This is a genomic window from Pseudomonas sp. GW821-FHT09E12, from assembly GCF_059416085.1.
Window position 1 is genome coordinate 1,165,862 of sequence record NZ_JBWKOM010000001.1, and the last position, 25,368, is coordinate 1,191,229.

At 65.6% G+C, this 25,368-nt stretch carries 3 protein-coding genes; all 3 read right to left on the reverse strand.

Going from position 1 to position 25,368, the window contains the following annotated elements:
- Positions 1-10 precede the first annotated feature (10 nt).
- Entirely contained in the window at positions 11-13,186 is a 13,176-nt protein-coding gene (locus AC07PQ_RS05265; RefSeq protein WP_493184298.1) for a non-ribosomal peptide synthetase, read from the reverse strand.
- 12 nt (positions 13,187-13,198) lie between these two features.
- Entirely contained in the window at positions 13,199-19,780 is a 6,582-nt protein-coding gene (locus tag AC07PQ_RS05270; protein ID WP_493184297.1) for an amino acid adenylation domain-containing protein, read from the reverse strand.
- A partial coding sequence (locus AC07PQ_RS05275; protein WP_495072382.1) for an amino acid adenylation domain-containing protein occupies positions 19,780-25,368 on the reverse strand: 5,589 nt, incomplete at its 5' end. The genes AC07PQ_RS05275 and AC07PQ_RS05270, both read right to left, overlap by 1 nt.

A 25,368-nucleotide genomic window follows, 5' to 3' on the forward strand; every position in this document is an offset into this window, starting at 1 on the left:
GGCGTGGCACTTAACGCTGAGCCAGAAAGCGCTCCCTGAGGCTGTCGAGCAAGGCAGGCGACCCGATCATGTCTTCATGGCAAGACTCGACCCTGAACGAACTGCCTGGACGCTGACCTCCCGCCAGGGCACTGATGGCCTCCTCCAGCCGCATGACCCGGGCCTCGCTGTAGTCCGCGGACCACCACAGATGCGGGCTGACCCGCAGCGGCTGGTAGCTATAGCCAGCAAACAGACGACGCAGGTCGTTGAACACCGTGTTCACCAGCGCACTGTCGAACTCGGCCTTGAACAGCGTCACCGCCCGGTCCAGCTCCGCGCGCGGCAGGTCAGTATGGGCGACCATCCAGGCAAAGATGCTGTCCCAGGACAGTTGCGCCTCGTCTCTCAAACGACTGCCAATCAGCCCGGCCTGTGCCGGATAGAGCAGGCTCAGCTGGTCGATCACGGCCCGCCATTCGGACTCGGCGGCCAATGTTGCGGCAGGTACCTGCAGCTCGACCTGCTGATGCGCGGCATCCTCGGGCGGGGTTGGGTCGAACAGTCCGAGGAAGCTGACCTCTTCGCCCATGGCCTCCAGTTCGCTGGCGGCGTCCATGGCGATGGAGCCGCCCAGGGACCAACCCAGCAAACGATAAGGGCCGTGCGGCTGGACCTTCCTGATATTGCCGACATAACGCTGCACCATCGCCTGCCATGAGGTTTCGCTCCAGTCCTCCTGCAGATAGGCCTCGTTCAGCACCCCGTAGACCGCATAACGGTCCTTGAGCCGCGCCGCCAGCGAGAGGTAGCAATAGACGGTCCCGCCCGCCGGGTGGAAGCAGAAAACCGGCTGCCCGGTTCCGCCCAGCGCGATGATGTTGTCAGCCTTGGACGCCTGGCGCGTGGTCGCGAACCGGGCCATTTGCTGCACATCGGGCGAGGTGAAGACGGTGTTGAGGCTCAACTCCAGCCCCAAGGCCTGCCTGATCTCACTGACCAGTCGCAAGGCATCCAGCGAATGGCCGCCCAGCTCGAAGAAGTTGTCGGTCAGGCCGACCCGGTCCAGTTTCAGTACATCGGCCCAGATCGCCGCGAGTTGTTGCTCCAGCTCGGTTTGCGGCGCGACATAGGCCTGTTGCACCTGGCTGGCATCGGCTTTGGGCAGGGCCTTGCGGTCCAGCTTGCCGTTCGGCGTCAGTGGCAAGGCCTCAAGGAACAACAGATAAGCCGGCACCATGTAGTCCGGCAGGTTGTCCTTGAGCCGCGCCTTGATGGCCTCACGCAGGTTGGCCTGGCGCGCCACATCGAGCGCTACCTCGGCATCGGCCGGCACGATGTACGCCACCAGTTGCTGGCCACCTTCGCCATCCTGCGCCAGGACAAAGGCTTCGCGTACCGCCTCCTGTTGCACCAGTCGCGCTTCGATCTCGCCCAGCTCGATGCGGAAACCGCGCACCTTGACCTGATGGTCGATACGCCCGATGTACTCGATCACCCCATCGTCGCGATAACGCGTCAGATCGCCCGTGCGATACAGGCGACCGCCGTCCGTGGCGAACGGATTGGGCACGTACTTCTCGGCGGTCAGCGCCGGGCGGGCCAGGTAACCCCGGGTGACCCCGGCACCGGCCAGGTAGAGTTCTGCCGCGCTACCCGCCGGCACCGCTTGCAGGTCCGCGCCGAGGATGTAGCCCTGGGTGTTGCTGATCGCCCGGCCGATATTGGCCCGACCGCCTTTTTCCCGACGGGTATAGGTCGAGTAAGTGGTGTCTTCCGACGGCCCATACAGGTCATAGACATGCTGCAACCCCGGGTTCTGATAAAGCTTGTCGACCAGGCTCTGCTTCAGCGGTTCGCCGGCCAGGTTGATGATGCGTACGCCATCCGGGATCTGCCCGCCACGCTGCAAAGCGGCAATCGCCGACGGCACGCTATTGATCAGGCGCACCTGGTCGCGCGCCGGCAGCTCAGGCAATTCCAGGGCATTACGGGCCAGGACGATATAACCGCCAGCGGACAGGGTAACGAACAGCTCCCACACCGACAGGTCGAAACAGATCGAGGTCGAAGCCAAGACCCCTTGCAGATCCGCCGGGCTGTAGACCTGCAGCGACCAGTCGATCAGCGCCAGCACGTTGCGGTGAGCGATGGCCACGCCCTTGGGCAGGCCGGTCGAACCCGAGGTGTAGATCACATAGGCCAGGTTATCCGGGGTCGCCACCGCCTGTGGATTCTCCGCGGAGTACCCATCGAGCCAGTCAGCGTCGGCATCCAGTTGCAGGGTTTGCACGGACTCAAGGGTCGGCAGGACCTCCAACAATGCGCTCTCGGTCAGCAGAATCTGCGCCTGGCTGTCGTGCAGCATATGGGCCAGGCGATCCTGCGGATAATCCGGGTCCAGCGGCACGTAGGCAGCGCCGGCCTTCAACACCGCCAGCAAGGCCACGACCATTTGCGTCGAGCGTTGCAAGGCCACGCCGACGCGCACCTCAGGCCCGACGCCGAGTTCGATCAGCTTGTGCGCCAGGCGGTTGGCCCGAGCATTCAATGCCTGATAGCTGACGCGTTGCTCACCGAAGATCAGTGCCTGGGCATCCGGGGTTTTAACCGCTTGAGCCTGGATCAGCTCATGCACACAGCGCTCGCTCGGGAATTGGCTGGCCGGCGGATTCCATTCATGGAGAATCCGCGACTGCTCGGCGGCCCCCAGCAACGGCAACTCGCCCAGGGACTGCTGCGCGTCGAGCATGATGCCCAGCAGCAGGTTTTCCAGGTACTCGCCCAACCGGGTCATGGCTGCCGGGGAGAACGACGCCAGGGCGTATTTGAACTCCAGGGACAGGCTTTCACCCACGCCCACCAGCAAGGTCAGCGGGTAGTTGGTCTGCTCAAAGTTGCCCACGCTACCGAAGCGCAATTGTCCAGGCGCGCCCTGCTCCAGGGCTTGCGAGACAGGGTAGTTCTCGAACACCAGGATGTTGTCGAACAGGGCTTCGCCCCCCAGGCCGGCCCAGCGCTGCACTTCATACAGCGGCGTATGTTCGTAGTCACGCAAGGCCAGGTTGTGGCGTTGCACCGCTTGCAGCCAGTCGCGCGCCGTCATGTCCGGACGTGGCGTGGCCACCACGGGCAAGGTGTTGATAAACAGACCGATCTGCTGCTCCACGCCTTTGAGTTCCGCGGGACGCCCGGACACCGTGGCGCCAAACGCCACCGTGTCCTGCCCGGTGCAGCGTTGCAGCAACAGCAGCCAGGCGGCTTGCACCAGGGTGTTGACCGTGACCTTCTGCTGGCGGGCGAACTCGCCCAGGCGTCGGGTCTGCTGCGCATCCAGGCTGTGCAGATGGGTGGCATGGCCGCTGGCGCTCAACCCCTGCGTAGCCGCCACCATGGACTGGGCCAGGCGGGTCGGCTCGTCCAGGGCCACCAGTTGCTCTTTCCAGAAACGCTCGCCGGCCTGGGCGTCCTGACGCTGCAACCAAGCGATGTAATCGCGGTAGCGACCGGGCACATGGCCCGGCAACTGACCGGCATAACGTTGCAACACCTCGCCGAGCAGCTGCGAGTTGCTCCAGCCATCCATCAGGATGTGGTGGTTGGTGTAGATCAGGTGATGACGGTGTTCGCCAGTGCGCACCAGGGTCAGGCGCAGCAACGGCGCAGCGCTCAGCTCGAAACCGCGCTGACGCTCGGCATCGGCCAGAGTATCCAGGGCCTCTTGCTGTTGAGGCTGGCCCCGCCAGTCATGCTCGACACAGTCCAGCACGATCTGCTTGTGCACGACTTGAACCGGCGTCGATAGCTCGCCTTGCCAGATAAAGCCGCTGCGCAAAATGTCGTGGCGATCGATGGCGTCCTGCCAGGCCTGCTGGAAGCGCCGCGGGTCGAGCCCGTCCACGTCGACCCGCAGCTGGTTGATGTAGTCGCCGCCCTGCTGCTCGTACAGGGTATGGAACAGCATGCCCTGCTGCATCGGCGACAGCGGGTAGAGGTCCTCGATCTGCGCCACCGGCACGGGCAAGCGATCCAGTTGCTGCTGGCTCAGGCCCGCCAGCGGGAAGTCCGACGGCGTCACGCCACGGTGCTCGGGCTGGCTGCAATGCTCGATCAGCGCCCTGAGCTCCTCGGCATAGTCATCCGCCAGGCGCTGGATGGTCACCGGCTCGAACATCGCCTGGCTGAAGCTCCAGCCCAGGCTCAGCTCGCCGCCATAGACCTGGCCATTGAGGGTCAGCCAGTTGCCCAGGGGTGCCTGCGGGCTCTGGTCCTCACCCTTGGCTTCACGGGCCGGCGTGAACAGCGCCTGCTCTTCAGCGAAACTGGCATCGAACTGGCCCAGGTAGTTGAAGGTGATGCGCGGTACCGCCAGCGCCGCCAGGGTCTGCTGGGCAGCCTCGCCCCCCAGGTAACGCAGGGCGCCGAAGCCGATGCCCTTGTTCGGCACGGCGCGCAGTTGCTCCTTGATCTGCTTGATCGAGCCGGCCAGGGTCGCCTGCGGTGTCAGCTTGACCGGGAACACGCTGGTGAACCAACCCACGGTGCGGCTCAGGTCGATGTTGTCGAACAGCTCTTCGCGGCCATGGCCTTCCAGTTGCACCAGGGCGCTGTCGCTACCGGTCCAGCGAGTGATGACCCGCGCCAGCGCGGTCAGCAGCAGGTCGTTGATCTGGGTGCGATAGGCCGCCGGGGCATCCTGCAGCAGGCGCTGGGTATCGCGCTTGTTCAGCCGGGTATCGACACTGCGCGCGTGCTGGTTCTGCAGCCCGTCGCTGGCGTGATCCCAGGGCAGGCTCGAGTCAACGCCTTGCAACTGTGCCTGCCAGTAACCCAGCTCCTGTTGCAGGGCCGCGCTGCTGGCATAAGCCTGCAACTGCCCGGCCCAGGCCTGGGTCGAACTGGACTTGGCCGGCAGCGGCCGGTTGCCCAGCAACGCCTGCAGGTCTTCCAGGAGGATCCGCCAGGACACGCCGTCCACCACCAGGTGATGGAAGATCAGCAGCAAGCGCTGGCTCTGGTCAGCCAGGGTAAAGAGCACGGCACGCAGCAGCGGGCCGTCCTGCAGGTTCAGGCTGCGCTGGGCGCGCTCACTGAATTGCTGCAACTCCTGATCGTTGGCCACACTGGTCTGCCACAGCAGTTGCGTCTGCTCGTCGAACTCGGCGAAGGCTGCGCTCCAGCCCCCCTCACCCTCGACAAACCGCAGGCGCAAGGCGTCGTGCTGCACCGTCAGCGCCTGCAAGGCCGTCTCCAGGGCAGCCGCTTGCACAGGCTGGGCCGGCTTGAGCAGCACCGACTGGTTCCAGTGCTGACGCTCCGGCACCGGGGTGTCGAAGAACCATTGCTGGATCGGCAGCAGCGCCGTGCTGCCCCGCACCGGACCCTGGTCGATCTGCAAGCCGCCCTCGCCCTGCTCCGCCACCGTGGCCAGCCCCTGCACCGTCTGGTGCTGGAACAGGTCTTTCGGGGTGAAACGGATACCGGCCTGACGGGCGCGGCTGACCACCTGGATCGAGATGATCGAGTCGCCGCCCAGCTCGAAGAAGTTGTCGGTGACGCCCACCTGTTCCAGCTTCAGCACATCGGCCCAGATCGCCGCGATCTGTTGCTCCAGGTCGTTTTGCGGCGCCACGTAGGTCTGCTGCATCAGTTGCGCATCGACTTTCGGCAGCGACTTGCGGTCCAGCTTGCCGTTCGGTGTCAGCGGCAGCGCTTCGAGGAACAGCAGGTAGGTGGGCACCATGTAGTCCGGCAGGTTTTCCCGCAGCCGGACCTTGATGCTTTCCCGCAGTTGCGCCTGACGTTCGTTGCTCAACGCCACCTCGGCGTCCACCGGCACGATATAGCCCACCAGTTGCTGGCCGCTCGGCCCGGGCTGGGCGATCACCGCCACTTCCAGTACCGGCTCCTGTTCCAGCAGACGTGCCTCGATTTCACCCAGTTCGATACGGAAGCCCCGTACCTTCACCTGATGGTCGACACGGCCGACATATTCCACCAGACCGTCGGTGCGGTAGCGGGTCAGGTCGCCGCTGCGGTACAGCCGCGCCCCGCTGGTGCTGTAAGGGTCGGGAATAAAGCGTTCCGCTGTCAGCCCTGGCCGATCCAGGTAACCCCGGGCCACGCCCAGGCCCCCCAGATACAGCTCGCCCGCCACGCCAACCGGCAACAGGTTGAGGTTGGCATCGGCCACGTAGGCGCTGCGATTGCCAACGATATTGCCGATCGGCGCATAGGCCGCGTCGCACGGATCGCCGGCCTTGGCCTTCCAGATCAGTGGGGTGACCACGGTTTCGGTCGGGCCATAACCGTTGAAAATGTACTTGGGCCGCAGCACCCGCCAGGCCAGGTCGTAGCTGGCCTGGGGCACTGCGTCGCCGCCGAAGCAGTAGACCCGCACCGCCGGCGGGTTGCCGTCGCGTTCGGCGTGCACCGCCAGTTGTTGCAGGTACACCGGTGGGAACACGCCCACGGTGACGCCATAACGGTGCATCTGTTCGTAGGTGAATTCCGGCGACCACAGGCTGTCATCACGGATCAGCACGCTGGCACCGTAGATCAGCGGATGCATCCAGCCTTCGTGAGAGCCGTCGAAAGCGAAGGACATGAAATGCAGCTCGCAATCCGCCGGGCTCATTTCATAGCGTTCGCCGGTAGCCAGGCTGTGCATGGCCAGCGGGCCATGGGACACCGCCACGCCCTTGGGCAAGCCGGTGGAGCCGGAGGTGTAGATCACGTAGGCCAGGTTTTCTTCGGCCAGATCCACTTGGGGTGCACTGGTGGGGTAGCCGGCAAAATCGGCCGCGCCTTCGACGCTGAGGGTCGGCAAACCGTCCGGGATTGGCAGGCGATCCAGCAGATGGCTCTGGGTCAACAGCAGCCACGCGCCGCTGTCCTGCATCATGTAGCGCAGGCGGTCCTGGGGGTACTCGATATCCAGCGGCACATAGACCCCACCGGCCTTGAGCACCGCCAGGAAGGCCACCATGATTTCCGCGCAACGCGGCATGGCGATGGCCACCCGCACTTCCGGGCCGACCCCCAGTTCGATCAGCTTGTGCGCCAGCTGGTTGGCCTGAATGTCCAGCTCGCGATAGCTCAGGCGCTGCTCGGCGAACAACACCGCCGGCGCCTCCGGCGCCCTGGCCGCCTGGTCGGCGAACAGTTGGTGGACAAAGCGGTTGGTCGGATAGACCACATCAGTGTGATCCCAGTCCTGGCGGATGCCGCGCTGTTCTTCCAGGGTCAACAATGGCAACTCGCCCAGGCCCGTCCGCGGATGCGCCATCAGGCTCAGCAACAGGCTCTGCAAGTGCCCGCCCAACTGCACCATCGAAGCCTCGGAGAACGACTCGCGGGCGTAGATGAATTCGAACGACAGGCTCTCGCCCAGATTGACCGCGACCGTCAGCGGGTAGTTGGTCTGCTCATGGTTGCCCACCGTGCCGAACTGCAGTTGTGCCGGCGCGCCTTTTTCCAGGGCCTCGGACACCGGGTAGTTCTCGAACACCAGGATGTTGTCGAACAGCGCATCGCCACCCAGCCCGGCCCAACGCTGCACTTCGTACAGCGGCGTGTATTCATAGTCGCGCAGCGCCAGGTTGCGGCTCTGCACCGCCTGCAGCCATTGGCTCACGGTCATGTCCGGACGTGGCGTGGCCACCACCGGCAAGGTGTTGATGAACAGGCCCACCTGCTGCTCTATGCCTTTAAGCTCCGCCGGACGCCCCGCCACCGTGGCGCCGAACACCACGCTTTCCTGGCCGGTGCAACGTTGCAGCAATAGCAGCCACGCCGCTTGCACCAGGGTATTGATGGTGACCTTCTGCTGGCGGGCAAATTCGCCAAGGCGCGCCGTCTGCGCCAGGTCCAGCTCGCGATGGTGCTGGCCGTGACCGGTGCCGGCCGGAATGTCCGCGACCCGGGACAGGGCCTGGGTCAGACGGGTCGGTTCATCCAGCGTCTGCAGTTGTTCTTTCCAGAAGCTTTCACAGGCCTGGGCATCCTGGCGTTGCAGCCAACCGATGTAATCCCGGTAGCGACCGGGCGCATGGTTCGGCGCCTGGCCGGCATAACGCTGCAGCACTTCGCCGAGCAACTGCGAGTTGCTCCAGCCGTCCATCAGGATGTGATGGTTGGTGTAGATCAGGTGATGACGCTGGTCGTCGATACGCACCAGGGTCAGGCGCAGCAAAGGCACCGCATCCAGCTCGAAGCCACGCTGGCGCTCGGCGGCGGCCAGGGTGTCCAGGGCTTCCTGCGGCTGTGGCTGGCCACGCCAGTCGTGCTCGCTGCACTCCAGGGCGATGTGCTTGTGCACCACCTGCAGCGGTGCCGACACCTCGCCCTGCCAGATAAAGCCGGTGCGCAGGATGTCGTGCCGATCGATGGCCGCCTGCCAGGCCTGCTGGAAGCGCCGCGGATCGAGCCCGTCCACGTCCACCCGCAGTTGGTTGATGTAGTCGCCCGCGGCCTGTTCGTACAGGGTGTGGAACAGCATGCCCTGCTGCATCGGCGACAGCGGGTAGAGGTCTTCGACCTGGGCCAGCGCCACCGGCAAGCGGTCCAGCTGCTGCTGGTCCAGGCCGGCCAGCGGGAAGTCCGAGGGCGTCGCGCCGCCCTGGCCCGGCTCGCAGCAATGCGCCACCAGGGCCTTGAGTTCCTCGGCATAGTCGTCCGCCAGGCGCTGGATGGTCGCGGCGTCGAACATCTGCGTGCTGAAGGTCCAGCTCAGGCTCAGCTCGCCGCCATAGACCTGGCCATCCAGGCTCAGCCAGTTGCTCAGCGGGGCCAGCGGGCTCTGGTCTTCGCCCTTGGCTTCACCGGTCGGCTTGAACAGGGAATCCTGCTCGTCGAAGCTGCCGTCGAACTGCCCCAGGTAGTTGAAGGTGATGCGCGGTACGGCCAGGGCCGCCAGGGCCTGCCGGGCCGCCTCGTCCCCCAGGTAACGCAGGGCGCCAAAGCCGATGCCCTTGTTCGGCACGGCGCGCAGCTGTTCCTTGATCTGCTTGATCGAGTCGGCCAGGGCCGCCTGCGGCGTGAGCTTGACCGGGAACATGCTGGTGAACCAACCCACGGTGCGGGTCAGGTCCAGGTCATCGAACAGCTCTTCGCGACCGTGGCCTTCCAGTTGCACCAGGGCGTTGGCCTCGCCGGTCCAGCGGGTGATGACCCGGGCCAGGGCCGTGAGCAGCAGGTCGTTGATCTGCGTGCGGTAGGCCGCCGGGGCGTCCTGCAACAGGCGCTGGGTATGGGCCTTGTCCAGGCGCGAACTCAGGCTGCTGGCGTGCTGGTTCTGCAACGCGGTCACGGGGCGATCCAGCGGCAGGCTCGACTCGACGCCTTGCAACTGGGCCTGCCAGTACTTGAGTTCCTGTTGCAGCGCCGCGCCTTGGGCATAGGCCTGCATCTGCTCGGCCCAGGCCTGGGTCGAGCTGGTCTTGGCCGGCAATGCCAGGGATTGATCGGCGCTCAGTTGCGCGTGGGCCAGTTGCAGATCCTCCAGCAGGATCCGCCAGGACACCCCGTCCACCACCAGGTGATGGATCACCAGCAACAGGCGCTGGCTGCCGTCCGCCAGGCTGAACAGCACGGCCCGCAGCAGCGGTCCGTCCTGCAGCTTCAGGCTGCGCTGTGCCTCGATCGCCGACTGCTCCATGGCCTGGGCGCTATCCACCGCGATCTGCCAGAGCAGCTCCGGCCGCTGGCCGGCATCGGCAAAACGCGCCGACCAGCCATTAGCCTCCTGGCTGAACTGCAAGCGCAGGGCGTCATGCTGCACCCACAGCGCCTGCAAGGCGTTTTCCACCACCTCGGCGCGCAACGGCTGGGCCGGCTTGAGCAGTACCGACTGGTTCCAGTGATGGCGCTCGCTCATGGGCGCCTCGAAGAACCACTGCTGCACCGGCAACAGCGCCGTGCTGCCGCGTACCGGGCCCTGGTCGATCTGCACCCCGCCCTCGCCCTGCTCGGCCACCGCCGCCAGACCTTGTACCGTCTGGTACTGGAACAGGTCCCGCGGGGTGAAGCGAATACCAGCCTGGCGCGCGCGGCTGACCACCTGGATCGAGATGATCGAGTCGCCGCCCAGCTCGAAGAAGTTATCGGTGCCCCCCACCTGTTCCAGCTTCAACACATCAGCCCAGATCGCCGCGATCCGTTGCTCCAGCTGGCTTTGCGGTGCCACATAGACCTGTTGCAGCTGCTGCGCGTCGACCTTGGGCAGGGCCTTGCGGTCGAGCTTGCCGTTCGGCGTCAGCGGCAACGCTTCGAGGAACAGCAGATAGGTCGGCACCATGTAGTCCGGCAGATGTTCTTTCAGGGCAGCCTTGATGTTTTCCCGGAGCGCGGCCTGGGCCTCGACGGCCTCGGTGGTTTCGCTCGGCACGATATAGGCCACCAGTTGCTGGCCGTTTTCACCGTCATGGGCCAGGACGAAGGCTTCGCGCACCGCCGCTTGCTGCACCAGCCGCGCTTCGATCTCACCCAGCTCGATACGGAAACCACGGACCTTCACCTGATGGTCGATGCGGCCGATGTACTCGATCACCCCATCGGCGCGATAGCGGGTCAGGTCGCCAGTGCGGTACAGGCGGCCACCGTCGCTGGAGAACGGATTGGGCACGAACTTCTCGGCGGTCAGCCCGGGGCGCGCCAGGTAACCACGGGTCACCCCGGCGCCGGCCAGATAGAGTTCGCCGGCGCTGCCCACCGGTACCGGCTGCAAATCAGGGCTCACGATATAGCTCTGGGTATTGCTGATGGCCCGGCCGATATTGGCTTGGCCGCCGGCCTCGCGCCGGGTGTAGGTCGAGTAGGTGGTGTCTTCCGAAGGGCCGTACAGGTCGTAGACGTGCACCAGACCCGGCTGCTGGTAGAGGCTATCCACCAGCGCCTGTTTCAGCGGCTCGCCCGCCAGGTTGATGATCCGCACGCTGGGCGGAATCTGCCCGCTGCGCTGCAGCGCGGCAATCGCCGACGGCACGGTGTTGATCAGCCGTACCCGGTCACGATCGGCCAGCTCCGGCAGTTCCAGGGCGTTGCGCGCCAGGACGATGGAGCCACCGCTGGCCAGGGTCACGAACAGCTCCCACACCGACAGGTCGAAGCAGATCGAGGTCGAGGCCAGCACCCCTTGCAGGTCGTCGGCGCTGTACACCCGATTCGACCAGTCGATCAGCGCCAGCACGTTGCGATGGGCAATCGCCACGCCCTTGGGTAAGCCCGTGGAGCCCGAGGTGTAGATCACATAGGCCAGGTTGGCCGCGGTCGCTCGCGGCGCCGGATTGTCGGTCGAGTAAGCGTCCAGCCAGCCCGGTTGCGCATCCAGTTGCAGGGTTTGCAGGGACTCGACAGCCGGCAGCAGCGACAACAGTGCGCGCTCGGTCAGGAGGATCTGTGCCTGGCTGTCGAGCAGCATATGGGCCAGGCGGTCCTGTGGATAATCCGGGTCCAGTGGCACATAGGCACCGCCGGCCTTGAGCACCGCCAACAGGGCCACGACCATTTCCGGGGTGCGCTGCAAGGCCACGCCGACGCGCACTTCCGGCCCGACGCCAAGTTCGATCAGCTTGTGCGCCAGACGGTTGGCCCGGGCATTGAGTGTCTGATAGTTAAGGCTTTGCCCGGCAAACAGCAGGGCTTCGGCTTCAGGGGTTTTTAGTGCTTGCGCTTCCACCAGTTGCTGCACACAGCCATCGCTGGGGAATTCACCGGTGGCCGGGGCCCACTCGTGCAGCAGCTGGTTCTGCTCGGCAGCGCCCAGCAGCGGCAGGTCCCCCAGGCGCTGGCGCGGCTGCTGGACAATGCCCTGCAGCAACTGCACCCAGGACTGGGCCAGGCGCTCGATGGTCGAGGGTTCGAACAGGTCGGTGGCGTAGGTCAGCGAAGCCCACAGGCCATCCTCGGACTCGAAGGTGTCCAGGGTCAGGTCGAACTGCGCGGCGCGCCCCTGCCAGCTCAGGGTCTCGATGCCAAGATCGTCCAGGCGCTGGCTCTGCGCGCCCTTCTTGACCGCGGTCTGATGGTTGAACATCACCTGGAACAGCGGACTGTGGCTCAGGCTGCGCTCGGGGCGCAGGGCCTCCACCAGCTGTTCGAAAGGCAGGTCCTGATGGGACTGCGCCATCAAGGCGGTCTGCTTGACCTGTTGCAGGAAATCAATGAAGCCCAGCTGGCCATCGACCTCGGCCTTGAACACCTGGGTGTTGACGAAGAAGCCGATCAGGCGTTCGGTCTCGACCCGGTTGCGGTTGGCGGTGGGCACGCCAACGCGGATATCCGTCTGGCCGCTGTAGCGGTGCAGCAGCACCTGGAACGAGGCCAGCAACAGCATGAACAGGGTCGCCCCTTCACGCTGCGCCAGTTGCTTGAGGCCGACCCGCAGTTCATCTCCCAGCGGGATGTCGAACAACGCACCGCGATAGCTCTGGATCGCCGGGCGCGAATGGTCCAGGGGCAGCATCAGCAGCGGCTGCTCCCCGCCCAGTTGCTGCAGCCAGTAGCCCAGTTGCCGCTCACGCTCGCCAGCGTCCATCCACTGCCGTTGCCAGTTGGCATAGTCGGCGTATTGGATCGGCAGGGCCGGCAGGCTGACCGTGCGTCCCTGGCAGTAGCCGGCATAGAGCTGGATCAGCTCATCGACCATCACCCCCATCGACCAGCCATCGGAGACGATATGGTGCTGGGTCAGGACCAGCACATGTTCGTCCGCCGTCACTCGCAACAGGCTGGCTCGCAGCAGCGGGCCGTTACGCAGGTCGAAGGGAGGCTGGCGCTTGCTGTCGGTCAGGGCGTTGACCTGTTCCTCATAAGACAGGCCGCCGGCTTGCAGATCGATGACCTCGATGTCCAGCGGCGCCGGTGGATGAACCACCTGCACCGCGATGCCATCTTCTTCGCAAAAGGTAGTACGCAGGGTTTCATGCCGGGCAATCAGGCTGTCGAACCCATGGCGCAGCGCGTCGAGGTCCAGTTCTCCGGTCAAGCGCAACGCCGTGGTGATGTGGTAGGCGCTGCTGTCGGGCTCCAGTTGCCAAAGGAACCATTGGCTTTCCTGGGTATAGGAGAGAACCGGCGCCTCATCGGCGCCGCGGCTGCAGATAGGAGCGATACCAAAAAGGTTGATGCCCTTTTCTTTAAGCAAAATCGCCAGGGCTTTTCTTTCTTTGGCAGAAAGCGTGCCTACCGAGTCGATTAAAGCTTGCATGTACTACCTCTCCTAAGAAATTATTTTTTCAAGATCATCAGGAGATAAACGTTTGAGGGCCTCCAAAGATTTAGCCAATTCATCCTGCAGCGAAGAGGTTGTTTCCCGCAGGGCCTGAACCTTCTCGACAAAGGCCGACAGGCTCTCCGCGCCGAACAGCGACTTGATGGGAATATCCACCCCGAACTGCTGCTTGACCCGGGTCACGACCTGGGCCACCAGCAAGGAATGGCCGCCCAATTCGAAGAAGTTGTCGCTCAGGCCCACCCGATCCAGTTTCAGCACATCGGCCCAGATCGCCGCGACCTGCTGCTCCAGCTCGCTCTGCGGCGCCACATACACCTGCTGCATCAACTGCGCGTCGACCTTGGGCAGGGCCTTGCGGTCGAGCTTGCCGTTCGGCGTCAGCGGCAACGCTTCGAGGAACAGCAGATAGGTCGGCACCATGTAGTCCGGCAGATGTTCTTTCAGGGCAGCCTTGATGCTTTCCCGGAGCGCTGCCTGTGCTTCGATAGCCTCGGTGGTTTCGCTCGGCACGATATAGGCCACCAGCTGCTGGCCGTTATCGCCGTCATGGGCCAGGACGAAGGCTTCGCGCACCGCCGCCTGCTGCACCAGCCGCGCTTCGATTTCCCCCAGCTCGATACGGAAGCCGCGGACCTTTACCTGATGGTCGATGCGGCCGATGTACTCGATCACCCCATCGGCACGATAGCGGGTCAGGTCGCCGGTGCGGTACAGGCGGCCACCGTCGTTGGAGAATGGATTGGGCACGAACTTCTCGGCGGTCAGCCCCGGGCGCGCCAGGTAGCCGCGAGTCACCCCGGCGCCGGCCAGGTACAACTCGCCAGCGCTGCCCACCGGTACCGGTTGCAGGTCCGGGCTCACGATATAGCTCTGGGTATTGCTGATGGCCCGGCCGATATTGGCCTGGCCGCCGGCCTCGCGGCGGGTGTAGGTCGAGTAGGTGGTGTCTTCCGAAGGGCCGTACAGGTCGTAGACGTGCACCAGCCCAGGCTGCTGGTAGAGGCTATCCACCAGCGCCTGTTTCAGCGGCTCGCCCGCCAGGTTGATGATCCGCACGCTGGGCGGAATCTGCCCGCTGCGTTGCAGCGCGGCGATCGCCGAAGGCACGGTGTTGATCAGCCGTACCCGGTCACGGTCCGCCAGCTCCGGCAGTTCCAGGGCGTTGCGCGCCAGGACGATGGAGCCACCGCTGGCCAGGGTCACGAACAGCTCCCACACCGACAGGTCGAAGCAGATCGAGGTCGAGGCCAGCACCCCTTGCAGGTCGTCGGCGCTGTACACCCGATTCGACCAGTCGATCAGCGCCAGCACGTTGCGATGGGCAATCGCCACGCCCTTGGGTAAGCCCGTGGAGCCCGAGGTGTAGATCACATAGGCCAGGTTGGCCGCGGTCGCTCGCGGCGCCGGATTGTCGGTCGAGTAAGCGTCCAGCCAGCCCGGTTGCGCATCCAGTTGCAGGGTTTGCAGGGACTCGACAGCCGGCAGCAGCGACAACAGTGCGCGCTCGGTCAGGAGGATCTGTGCCTGGCTGTCGCGCAGCATATGGGCCAGGCGGTCCTGTGGATAATCCGGGTCCAGTGGCACATAGGCACCGCCGGCCTTGAGCACCGCCAACAGGGCCACGACCATTTCCGGGGTGCGCTGCATGGCCACTCCGACCCGGACCTCGGGCCCCACACCCAGCTCGATCAGCTTGTACGCCAGGCGGTTGGCCCGGGCATTGAGTTCCCGGTAGCTCAGGCTTTGCCCGGCAAACAGCAGGGCTTCGGCCTCGGGGGTTTTCCGCGCCTGGGCCTCGACCCACTGATGCACACAGTGATCGCCCGGGAACTTGACAGACGCCGGGGTCCACTCGTGCAGCAGCTGGTTCTGCTCGGCAGCGCCCAGCAGCGGCAGGTCCCCCAGGCGCTGGCGCGGCTGCTGGACAATGCCCTGCAGCAACTGCACCCAGGATTGGGCCAGGCGCTCGATAGTCGAAGGTTCGAACAGGTCGGTGGCGTAGGTCATGGACGCCCAGAGGCCATCGTCGGACTCGAAGGTATCCAGGCTCAGGTCGAACTGGGTGCTGCTCTCCTCGCCACTGAGCATCTCCACCTGCAAGCCGGGCACCTCCAGGCCCCGGGCGCCCTGACGGGCGGCGGCCTGGTGGTTGAACAGCACCTGGAACAGCGGGCTGTAGCTCAGGCTGCGTTCCGGGTTCAGGGCCTCCACCAATTGCTCGAAAGGCAGGTCCTGGTGCTCCTGGGCTTCCAGGGCACGGCCTTTGACCTGACCAAGGAAGTCGCTGAAGCTCGATTGCCCGTCGACCTCGGCCTTGAGCACCTGGGTATTGACGAAGAAGCCGATCAGGCGCTCGGTCTCGACCCGGTTGCGGTTGGCGGTGGGCACACCAACGCGGATATCCGCTTGGCCGCTGTAGCGGTGCAGCAGCACCTGGAACGAGGCCAGCAACAGCATGAACAGGGTCACCCCTTCGCGCTGCGCCAGTTGTTTCAAGGCGCCCGGCAACGTGCCGTCCAGGCTGATGCCCAGGCGCGCGCCGCGGTGGCTTTGCTGCAAGGGGCGAGGATGGTCCAGCGGCAGGTCCAGCACCTGGGTGCCGCCTTCCAGTTGCCGCAGCCAGTAGCCCAATTGACGTTCACGCTCGCCGGCGTCCATCCATTGCCGTTGCCAGGCCGCGTAGTCCGCGTACTGCAGCGCCAGCGCCGGCAGCTGTGCCGGCTGCCCCTGGGCATGGGCGCCATACAGCTGGATCAGCTCCTCGACCATCAGTTGCATCGACCAGCCATCGGAGACGATATGGTGCTGCACCAGCACCAGCACATGCTCGTCCGCCGCCAGACGTACCAGGGTGGCCCGCAGCAAAGGCCCCTGGCGCAGGTCGAAGGCCTGACGTACCTGGGCCTCGAGCACCTGCTGGATCAATTGCTCGGCGTTGCCGGCTTGCACCAGCAGCGACAGGTCCTGTCGCTCGATCCGCAAGCGGGCCTGGGCCTCGATCACCTGAGTCAGGCCCTGGGGGCCCTCGACAAAGCGCGTGCGCAGGGTTTCATGGCGAGCGATCAGGGCATCGAAGCTGCTCTGCAACGCCGCGTCATCCAGGGCACCGCGCAGGCGCAAGGCCATGGGGATGTGGTAGGCGCTGCTGTCGGCATCCAGTTGCCAGAGGAACCACTGGCGTTCCTGGGCATAGGAGACCGCCAGGGGCTGCTGGCGATCCACCAGGGGAATCGGCTGGAGGGGCTGGGCAGTTTCCGGCCCCAGCAGGCGGACGAAATCTTCCAGCGACTCGCCTTCGAACAACAGCTTGAGCGGTGCCTCGATGCCCAGCTCCTGACGGATGCGGGACATCACCTGAGTGGCCAGCAGCGAATGGCCACCGAGCTCGAAGAAGTTATCGCTCAAGCCGACCTTTTCCAGTTTCAGCACCTGGGCCCAGATCCCGGCCACTTGCTGTTCGCGCTCGCTGCGCGGGGCCACATGGACCTGCTGTAACAGGCTGCCGTCAATGGCCGGCAAGGCAGCGCGATTGAGCTTGCCGTTGGCGGTCAGGGGCAGCGCCTGGAGGAACAGCACATGGGCCGGAACCATGTAGCCCGGCAGGTGCTCGCGCAGCCCGGCCTTGATGCCGTCGCGCAGTGGCAGTTGCTCGGCAACCGGGTCCTGGCTGTGCCAGTCCAGGCCGGTGGGCACCACATAGGCCACCAGTTGCGGACCGTCCGGCCCTTCCTGGGCCAGGACCACCGCCTCGCGCACCGCCGGCAGCTCCAGCAGGCGTGCTTCGATCTCGCCCAGTTCGATACGGAAACCGCGGATCTTCACCTGATGGTCAATGCGGCCGATGTAGCCGATCGAACCATCGGCCTGGTAACGCGCCAGGTCGCCGGTACGGTACAGGCGCGCGCCAGGTTCACCGAAGGGGTCCGGGACAAACCGCGCGGCGCTCAGGTCGCCGCGGTTCAGGTAGCCCCAGGCCAGCCCCGCGCGCCCGACATACAGCTCACCGATGCAGCCCTTGGGCACCGGTTGCAGATTGCCGTCCAGCAGGTACCAGGACATGTCGGGGATCAGCTCGCCGATCGGGCTGGCCCCCACCAGCGTCACGTCCGCCTGGGACAGCGGGCGGTAGGTCACGTGCACCGTGGTTTCGGTGATGCCGTACATGTTCACCAGCTGCGGCTGGCGGTCGCCGAAACGCTGGAACCAGGGTTGCAGGGTATTGACCTCCAGGGCCTCGCCGCCGAACACGATGTAGCGCAGCGCATGCCCCTGCCCGGTGGCGCAGGCCACGTGCATCAACTGGCGGAAGGCCGACGGCGTCTGGTTGAGCACCGTGACCCCTTCGGCGCAGAGCAGCGGGTAGAAGTCCTGGGCCGAACGCGCCACCTCCTGGGGCACGATCAACAGGCGCCCGCCATGCATCAGGGCGCCAAAGATCTCCCATACGGAGAAGTCGAAGGCATAGGAATGGAACAGGCTCCAGACATCCCGCGGGCCGAAGCGGAACCAGTCGGCGCTCGCCGCGAACAGCCGCAGCACGTTGTGATGGGGCTGCAAGGTGCCCTTGGGCTTGCCGGTAGAGCCGGAGGTATAGATCACATAGGCCAGGTCCTGCGGGGTCACCCCGACCTCGGGGTTGTGCACCCCGTAGTCCTCAAGCGGCTGCTCGAGCAACAGGGTGCTGCCGGCAAATGCCGGCAGCCCCTGCCGCAGAGACGCCTGGGTCAGCAGCAGCCTGATGCCGCTGTCCTGCATCATGTGTTGCAGACGGTCCTGGGGATAGGCCGGGTCCAGCGGCACATAGGCACCACCGGCCTTGAGGATCGCCAGCAGGCCGATCAGCATCTCCAGGCCACGCTCCGCCGCCAGCCCCACCAGCACATTGGGCCCCACGCCCTGCTCGATGAGTTTGTGCGCCAGGCGGTTGGCCCGTTCATTGAGCTGCCGGTAGTCCAGGTGCTGCCCCTGGAACGTCAGGGCGATGGCCTCGGGCGCCTGCGCCGCCTGCGCCTCGATCAGCTGGTGCACGCAGGCCGTCGAGTGGAATGCCTGCGGCGGCGGATTCCACTGGGCCACGATCCGCGCCTGCTCCCCGGCGTCGAGCATCGGCAACAGGCCAATGCGCTGCTCGGGCTGGCGGACCATGCCCTGCAGCAACTGGCGCCAGTGGCCGGCCATCTGCTCGATGGTCGCGGCATCGAATACGTCGGTCGCATAGATCAGCGCGGCGGCGATCCGGCCCTGGGTCTCGACGGTGTCCAGGGTCAGGTCGAACTGCGCCGACTGCCCCGCCGAGTCCAGGGCTGCAATGCTCAGGCCCGGCAGGTTGAGGGCGCCGGCTGGAGCCGCGGCCTCGACCTGATGGTTGAACATCACCTGGAACAGCGGGTTGTGGCTCAGGCTGCGCTCCGGTTGCAGCGCCTCCACCAATTGCTCGAAAGGCAGGTCCTGGTGCGCCTGGGCCGCCAGGGCGGTTTGCCGCACCTGCTGCAACAGCTGGCTTACGGACATCTGCCCGTCGATCTCGGCCTTGAGCACCTGGGTATTGACGAAGAAGCCAATCAGGCGCTCGGTCTCGACCCGGTTGCGGTTGGCGATGGGCACACCGACGCGGATATCGGCCTGGCCGCTGTAGCGGTGCAGCAGAACCTGGAACGAGGCCAGCAACAGCATGAACAGGGTCACCCCATCACGCTGGGCCAGGCTGCCCAGGGCTTCACTCAACGGCTGCTCCAGGATCAGCTCCAGGCGCGCGCCGCGATGGCTCTGGACGGCCGGGCGCGGACGATCCAGCGGCAGCTCCAGCAGGGGCTGCTCGCCCCCCAACTGCACCGTCCAGTAGGCCAGTTGCCGCTCCTTCTCACCGGCTTCCATCCAGTTGCGCTGCCAGATGGCGTAGTCGGCGTAGTGGATCGGCAGCGGCGGCAGCTGGGGCTGTTGCCCCTGGCTGTAGCCGATGTAGAGGCTCATCAGCTCATCCACCATGACCTGCATCGACCAGCCATCGGAAACGATATGGTGCTGGGTCAGGACCAGCACATGGTCGTCCTCGGCCACCCGCAACAGGCCGACCCTGAGCAAAGGCCCTTGCAGCAGATCGAACAACTGCCGGGTCTGGGCCTGCACGAAGCCCTGCACCGCGGTGTCGATCTCGCGTTCATCGGCCATGGCCGGCAACGACTGGCGGGCGATTTCCAGGCGCACCTCGGGCAGCACCATTTGCACCGCCGCGTCGGCGTCCTCGACGAAATGCGTGCGCAGGCTTTCATGGCGGGCAATCAGTGTGTCGAAGCTGCGCTGCAAGGCCTCCACGTCCAGCCGACCACGCAGGCGCAGGGCCTTGGGGATGTGATAGGCGGTGCTGTCCGGCGCCAGTTGCCAGAGAAACCACTGGCGTTGCTGGGCATAGGAAAGCGGCAGGCGCGCCTGGCCCAGGCGCACCTGCGGAATCGGCAGGTTGGCCGGGGAAATGCCCTGCTCCAGCATCTTCTGCAGGTAGACCTTGCGCTTCTCCAGCGGCAGCAGGATGAAGCCTTTGACAATCTTCAGCGCGGTGGCGTTATCCATTACACAGCCTCCATTTCGTCGAGCAACAGCGCCAGCGCACTCAGGTCGGCGCCCTGCGCCTGGCCCGGGGCCTGCTGCAACTGGCTGACGAACAGCCCCAGGGTTGGAAATTCGAACGCCATCTGCACACTGACTTGACGCCCAAGCTTGAGCTGGACTCGAGAGACCATCGCGGTTACCAACAAGGAATGCCCACCTGATTCAAAGAAGTTATCGTTCATGCCCACTCGCTCGACTTCGAGCACCTCGGCCCAGATCGCCGCGACCTGTTGTTCCAGCTCGCTCTGCGGCGCGACATAGGCCTGCTGCAGCAGGCTGGCGTCGGCCTTGGGCAGGGCCTTGCGGTCCAGCTTGCCGTTGGGGCTCAGCGGCAGCGTTTCCAGGAACAGCAGGTGCGCCGGCAGCATGTAGTCCGGCAGCACGGCCTTGAGCGCCGCTTTCAACTCGTCGCGCAACCGGGCCTGGTCGTCCTGGCTGTTTTGTTCCGAGCGCTGCGCCAACACGCCCTCGGCGGCGACCAGATAGGCCACCAACTGCGGACCACCCGCCCCCTCCTGGGCCAGCACCACGGCTTCGCGCACCTGGGGCAGTTCCAGCAGGCGCGCTTCGATCTCGCCCATCTCGATCCGGAAACCGCGGATCTTCACCTGATGGTCGATACGCCCGGCGTAATCGATCACGCCCTCGGCGTCGTAGCGCGCCAGGTCACCGGAGCGATACAGGCGCCCGCCGTCCTGGCTGAACGGGTCGGGGATGAAACGCTCCGCCGTGAGACCTGGACGATCGTGGTAACCCCGGGCCAGCAGCTCGCCGCCGATCATCAGCTCGCCGGTGGCGCCCTTGAGGGTCAGGTTGCCGCTGTTGTCCAGCAGGTAGATGGAACGGCCCGGCAGGCCCTTGCCCAGGGGAATCTGGCTCGGCAGGGGTGCCTCGTCCCGCAGGTAGCGGCTGCAGTCATGGGCGGTGACACTCACCGTGGCCTCGGTGGGCCCGTAGGTATTGAGCAGGCAAACGTCCTTCAACCCGGCCTTTTTCCAGGCGGCCACGCCTTCCGCCGCCATGGCTTCGCCGCCCAGGTTGAGCTGGCGCAGGCGCCCGAAGTCCCGGGGTTCGCGGCTGGCGTAATCCTTGCCGAGCATGAACCAGTAGGCGGTGCTCAAGTCGACGATGCTGATGCCCTGCCCGATCAGCTCACGGTAGAAGGTCTCGCTGTCCCACAGGTCCTTGCCACGGATCACCACCGAGGCGCCGCAGATCAGCGCCGGGTACAGCTGCTCGACGAAGGCGTCGAAGTTGAAGGTGGAGAACTGCAGCCCGCGGTCCTCGGCAGTCATCTTGAAATAATCCCGGGAAACCTGGGCGTGCCGGCTCAAGGCAGCGTGGCTGATATCCACGCCCTTGGGCCGCCCGGTGGAACCGGAGGTGTACATCACGTACGCCAGGTTGCCGGCCTGGGCCCGCGAGCGCGGATTGTCCAGGGGGTAGCCGCGCAGGCTGTGCTCATGCAGGTCCAGGCACAGGTACGGCACCGCTACGCCGTCCTTCAAGCGTTCAAGCAGTGGCGCCTGGGTCAGCAAGAGCTGGATGCCGCTGTCCTGCATCATGTAGTGCAGGCGGTCCTGGGGGTATTCCGGGTCCAGCGGCACGTAGGCGCCACCGGCCTTGAGCACCGCCAGCAGGCCGACAATCATGTCCAGCCCGCGCTCCACGGCGATACCGACCCGGACATCCGGACCGATGCCCTGCTCGATCAGCTTGTGGGCCAGTTGGTTGGCCCGCTGGTTGAACTGGCCGTAGCTCAGTTGCTGGCCATCACACAGCAGTGCCACGGCATCCGGGGTGCGCTGGGCCTGGGCCTCGATCAACTGATGGACAGACTGCGGCGCCAGGTCCCGCGCCGGGGTCCGGCCGCGCTGCTCGTCGATCAGCCGACGCTCGGTGGCGCCAAGCAACGACAGCTCGCCGATGCTGCCCTGCGGGCTCGCCAGCATGCCCATGAGCAGTTGCTCCAGGTAGCCGGCCAGTTGCTGGATGTCCGCCTGGGCAAAATGCTCGCGGGCATAGCTGTAGTCGAAGGCCAGGGTCTGCCCCAGGTAGACCGACAGGGTCAACGGGTAGTTGGTCTGCTCGTGGTTGGCCGCCACGCCGAAGCTCAACTGCGCCGGAGCGCCTTGGGCCAGGGCTTCGGACACCGGGTAGTTCTCGAACACCAGGATGTTGTCGAACAGGGCTTCGCCCCCCAGGCCGGCCCAGCGCTGCACGTCATACAACGGCGTGTGCTCGAAATCGCGCAGGGCCAGGTTGCGTTCCTGCACCAGCTGCAGCCAGGCGCTGGCGGCCATGTCCGGACGCGGCGAGGCCACCACCGGCAGGGTGTTGATAAACAGGCCGATCTGCTGCTCCACGCCTTTGAGTTCCGCGGGACGCCCGGACACCGTGGCGCCGAACACCACCGTGTCCTGCCCGGTGTAGCGTTGCAGCAACAACAGCCAGGCGGCTTGCACCAGGGTGTTGACCGTGACCTTCTGCTGGCGGGCGAACTCGCTCAAGCGCCGGGTCTGCTGCTCGTCCAACTGCTGCTGGTAAGCCCCATGGCCTTTGTCCAGGGTGCTCTGCCCGCTGCGGCCGATGGCCTGGGCCAGGCGGGTCGGCTCGTCCAGAGCCGCCAGTTGCTCTTTCCAGAAGGCCTCGCCGACCTGGGCATCCTGGCGCTGCAACCAGGCGATGTAGTCGCGATAGCGGCCTGGCGCCGCCCCCGCCGATTGCCCCGAGTAACGTTGCAGCACTTCGCCCAACAGCCGCGAGTTGCTCCAGCCGTCCATGAGGATGTGATGGTTGGTGTAGATCAGGTGATAACGCTGGTCGTCGATCCGTACCAGGGTCAGGCGCAGCAACGGCACCGCCGCCAGGTCGAAACCGCGCTGGCGCTCCTGCTCGGCCAGGGCGTCCAGGTCCTCGGCCGCCGATGCCACGGCACGCCAGTCATGCTCGACACAATCCAGGGCGATGCGCTTGTGCACCACCTGGATCGGCGCCGGCAACTCGCCCTGCCAGAGGAAACCGCTGCGCAGGATATCGTGACGGTCGATGGCCTCTTGCCAAGCCTGCTGGAAGCGCTCGGGATCGAGCCCGTCCACATCCACCCGCAACTGGTTGATGTAATCGCCGCCCTGCTGCTCGTACAGGGTGTGGAACAGCATGCCCTGCTGCATCGGCGACAGCGGGTAGAGGTCCTCGACCTGGGCCAGGGACAGCGGCAGGCGATCCAGTTGCTGCTGGCTCAGGCCCGCCAGCGGGAAGTCCGACGGCGTCACGCCACGGTGCTCGGGCTGGCTGCAATGCTCGATCAGCGCCCTGAGCTCCTCGGCGTACTCATCCGCCAGGCGCTGGATGGTCGAGCGCTCGAACATTGTCTGGCTGAAGCTCCAGCCCAACTTCAACTGACCGCCATAGACCTGGCCATTGATGCTCAGCCAGTTGCCCAGCGGCGCCTCGGCACTCTGGTCTTGGCCCTTGGCTTCGGCGCTTGGGGCAAACCAGGCATCCGGCTCGTCGAAGCTGGCGTCGAACTGGCCCAGGTAGTTGAAGGTGATGCGCGGCACCGCCAGGGCCGCGAGGGTTGCCTGGGCATTGGCATCCCCCAGGTAACGCAGGGCGCCGAAGCCGATGCCTTTGTTCGGCACCGCGCGCAGTTGTTCCTTGATCTGCTTGATCGAGTCGGCCAGGGCCGCCTGCGGTGTCAGCTTGACCGGGAACACGCTGGTGAACCAACCCACAGTGCGGCTCAAGTCGATGCTGTCGAACAGCTCTTCGCGGCCATGGCCTTCCAGTTGCACCAGGGCGTTGGCCTCGCCGGTCCAGCGGGTGATGACCCGCGCCAATGCCGTCAGCAACAGGTCGTTGATCTGGGTGCGGTAGGCCGCCGGGGCATCCTGCAGCAGGCGCTGGGTGTAGGCCTGATCCAGCTCGGTGCTGACGCTCAGGGCATCCTTGATCGCCACCCGGTCCGTTACCCGGTCGCAGGGCAGGCCCGACTCGACGCCCTGCAACTGCGCCTGCCAGTAACCCAGCTCCTGCTGCAGCGCCGTGCTGCTGGCATAGGCTTGCAACTGCCCGGCCCAGGCCTGGGTCGAGCTGGTCTTGGCCGGCAGCCGGATGGCTTGCCCGGCCGCTTGCTGCACCAGGGCCCGATGCAGGTCTTCCAGCAGCACCCGCCAGGACACGCCGTCCACCACCAGGTGATGGATCGCCAGCAGCAGACGCTGGCTGCCGTCCTGCAAGGTGCAGAGCACGGCGCGCAGCAAAGGCCCCTGTTGCAGATTGAGGCTGCGTTGCGCTGTATCGCACAGGGCTTGCAGCGAATCTTCAGTGGCGTCGTCCACCAGCCACAGCAGCGCATCGGCTTGCATCGCGGCCAACGGTGCCGAAGTCACCGGCGCCGACGGCGCATAAGTCGCGCTCCAGGCTGCGCCCGCTTCGACAAAATTCAGGCGCAGGCCGTCGTGGTGTTCGAGCAAGGCGTGCAAGGCATGCTCCAGCGCCTTGGCACCCAGGGCTTTCAGCGGCTTGAGCAGCACCGACTGGTTCCAGTGCTGACGCTCCGGCACCGGGGTGTCGAAGAACCATTGCTGGATCGGCAGCAGCGCCATCTGGCCGCGCACCGGACCCTGGTCGATCTGCAAGCCGCCCTCGCCCTGCTCCGCCACCGTGGCCAGCCCCTGCACCGTCTGGTGCTGGAACAGGTCTTTCGGGGTAAAGCGGATACCGGCCTGACGGGCGCGGCTGACCACCTGGATCGAGATGATCGAGTCGCCGCCCAGCTCGAAGAAGTTGTCGGTGACGCCCACCTGTTCCAGCTTCAGCACATCGGCCCAGATCGCCGCGATCTGTTGCTCCAGCGCGTTCTGCGGCGCCACGTAGGTCTGCTGCATCAGCTGCGCATCGACCTTCGGCAGCGACTTGCGATCCAGCTTGCCGTTCGGCGTCAGCGGCAGCGCTTCGAGGAACAGCAGGTAGGTGGGCACCATGTAGTCCGGCAGGTTTTCCCGCAGGCGGGCCTTGATGCTCTCGCGTAACTGCGCCTGACGCTCGTTGCTCAACGCCACCTCGGCGTCCACCGGCACGATATAACCCACCAACTGCTGGCCGCTTGGCCCGGGCTGGGCGATCACCGCCACTTCCAGTACCGGCTCCTGTTCCAGCAGACGTGCCTCGATTTCACCCAGTTCGATACGGAAGCCCCGTACCTTCACCTGATGGTCGACACGGCCCACATATTCCACCAGACCGTCGGTGCGGTAGCGGGTCAGGTCGCCGCTGCGGTACAGCCGCGCCCCGCTGGTGCTGTAAGGGTCGGGGATAAAACGCTCGGCCGTCAGGCCCGGCCGATCCAGGTAACCCCGGGCCACACCGAGGCCACCCAGGTAAAGCTCGCCCGCCACGCCCACCGGCAACAGGTTGAGGTTGGCATCGGCCACGTAGGCGCTGCGGTTACCGACGATATTGCCGATTGGCGCATAGGCCGCGTCGCACGGATCGCCGGCCTTGGCCTTCCAGATCAGTGGGGTGACCACGGTTTCGGTCGGGCC

Excerpts from the sequence above, each read along its gene's own strand:
- AC07PQ_RS05265 (WP_493184298.1), bottom strand. The coding sequence starts at position 13,186 with ATGCAAGCTTTAATCGACTCGGTAGGCACGCTTTCTGCCAAAGAAAGA.
- AC07PQ_RS05270 (WP_493184297.1), bottom strand. The coding sequence starts at position 19,780 with ATGGATAACGCCACCGCGCTGAAGATTGTCAAAGGCTTCATCCTGCTG.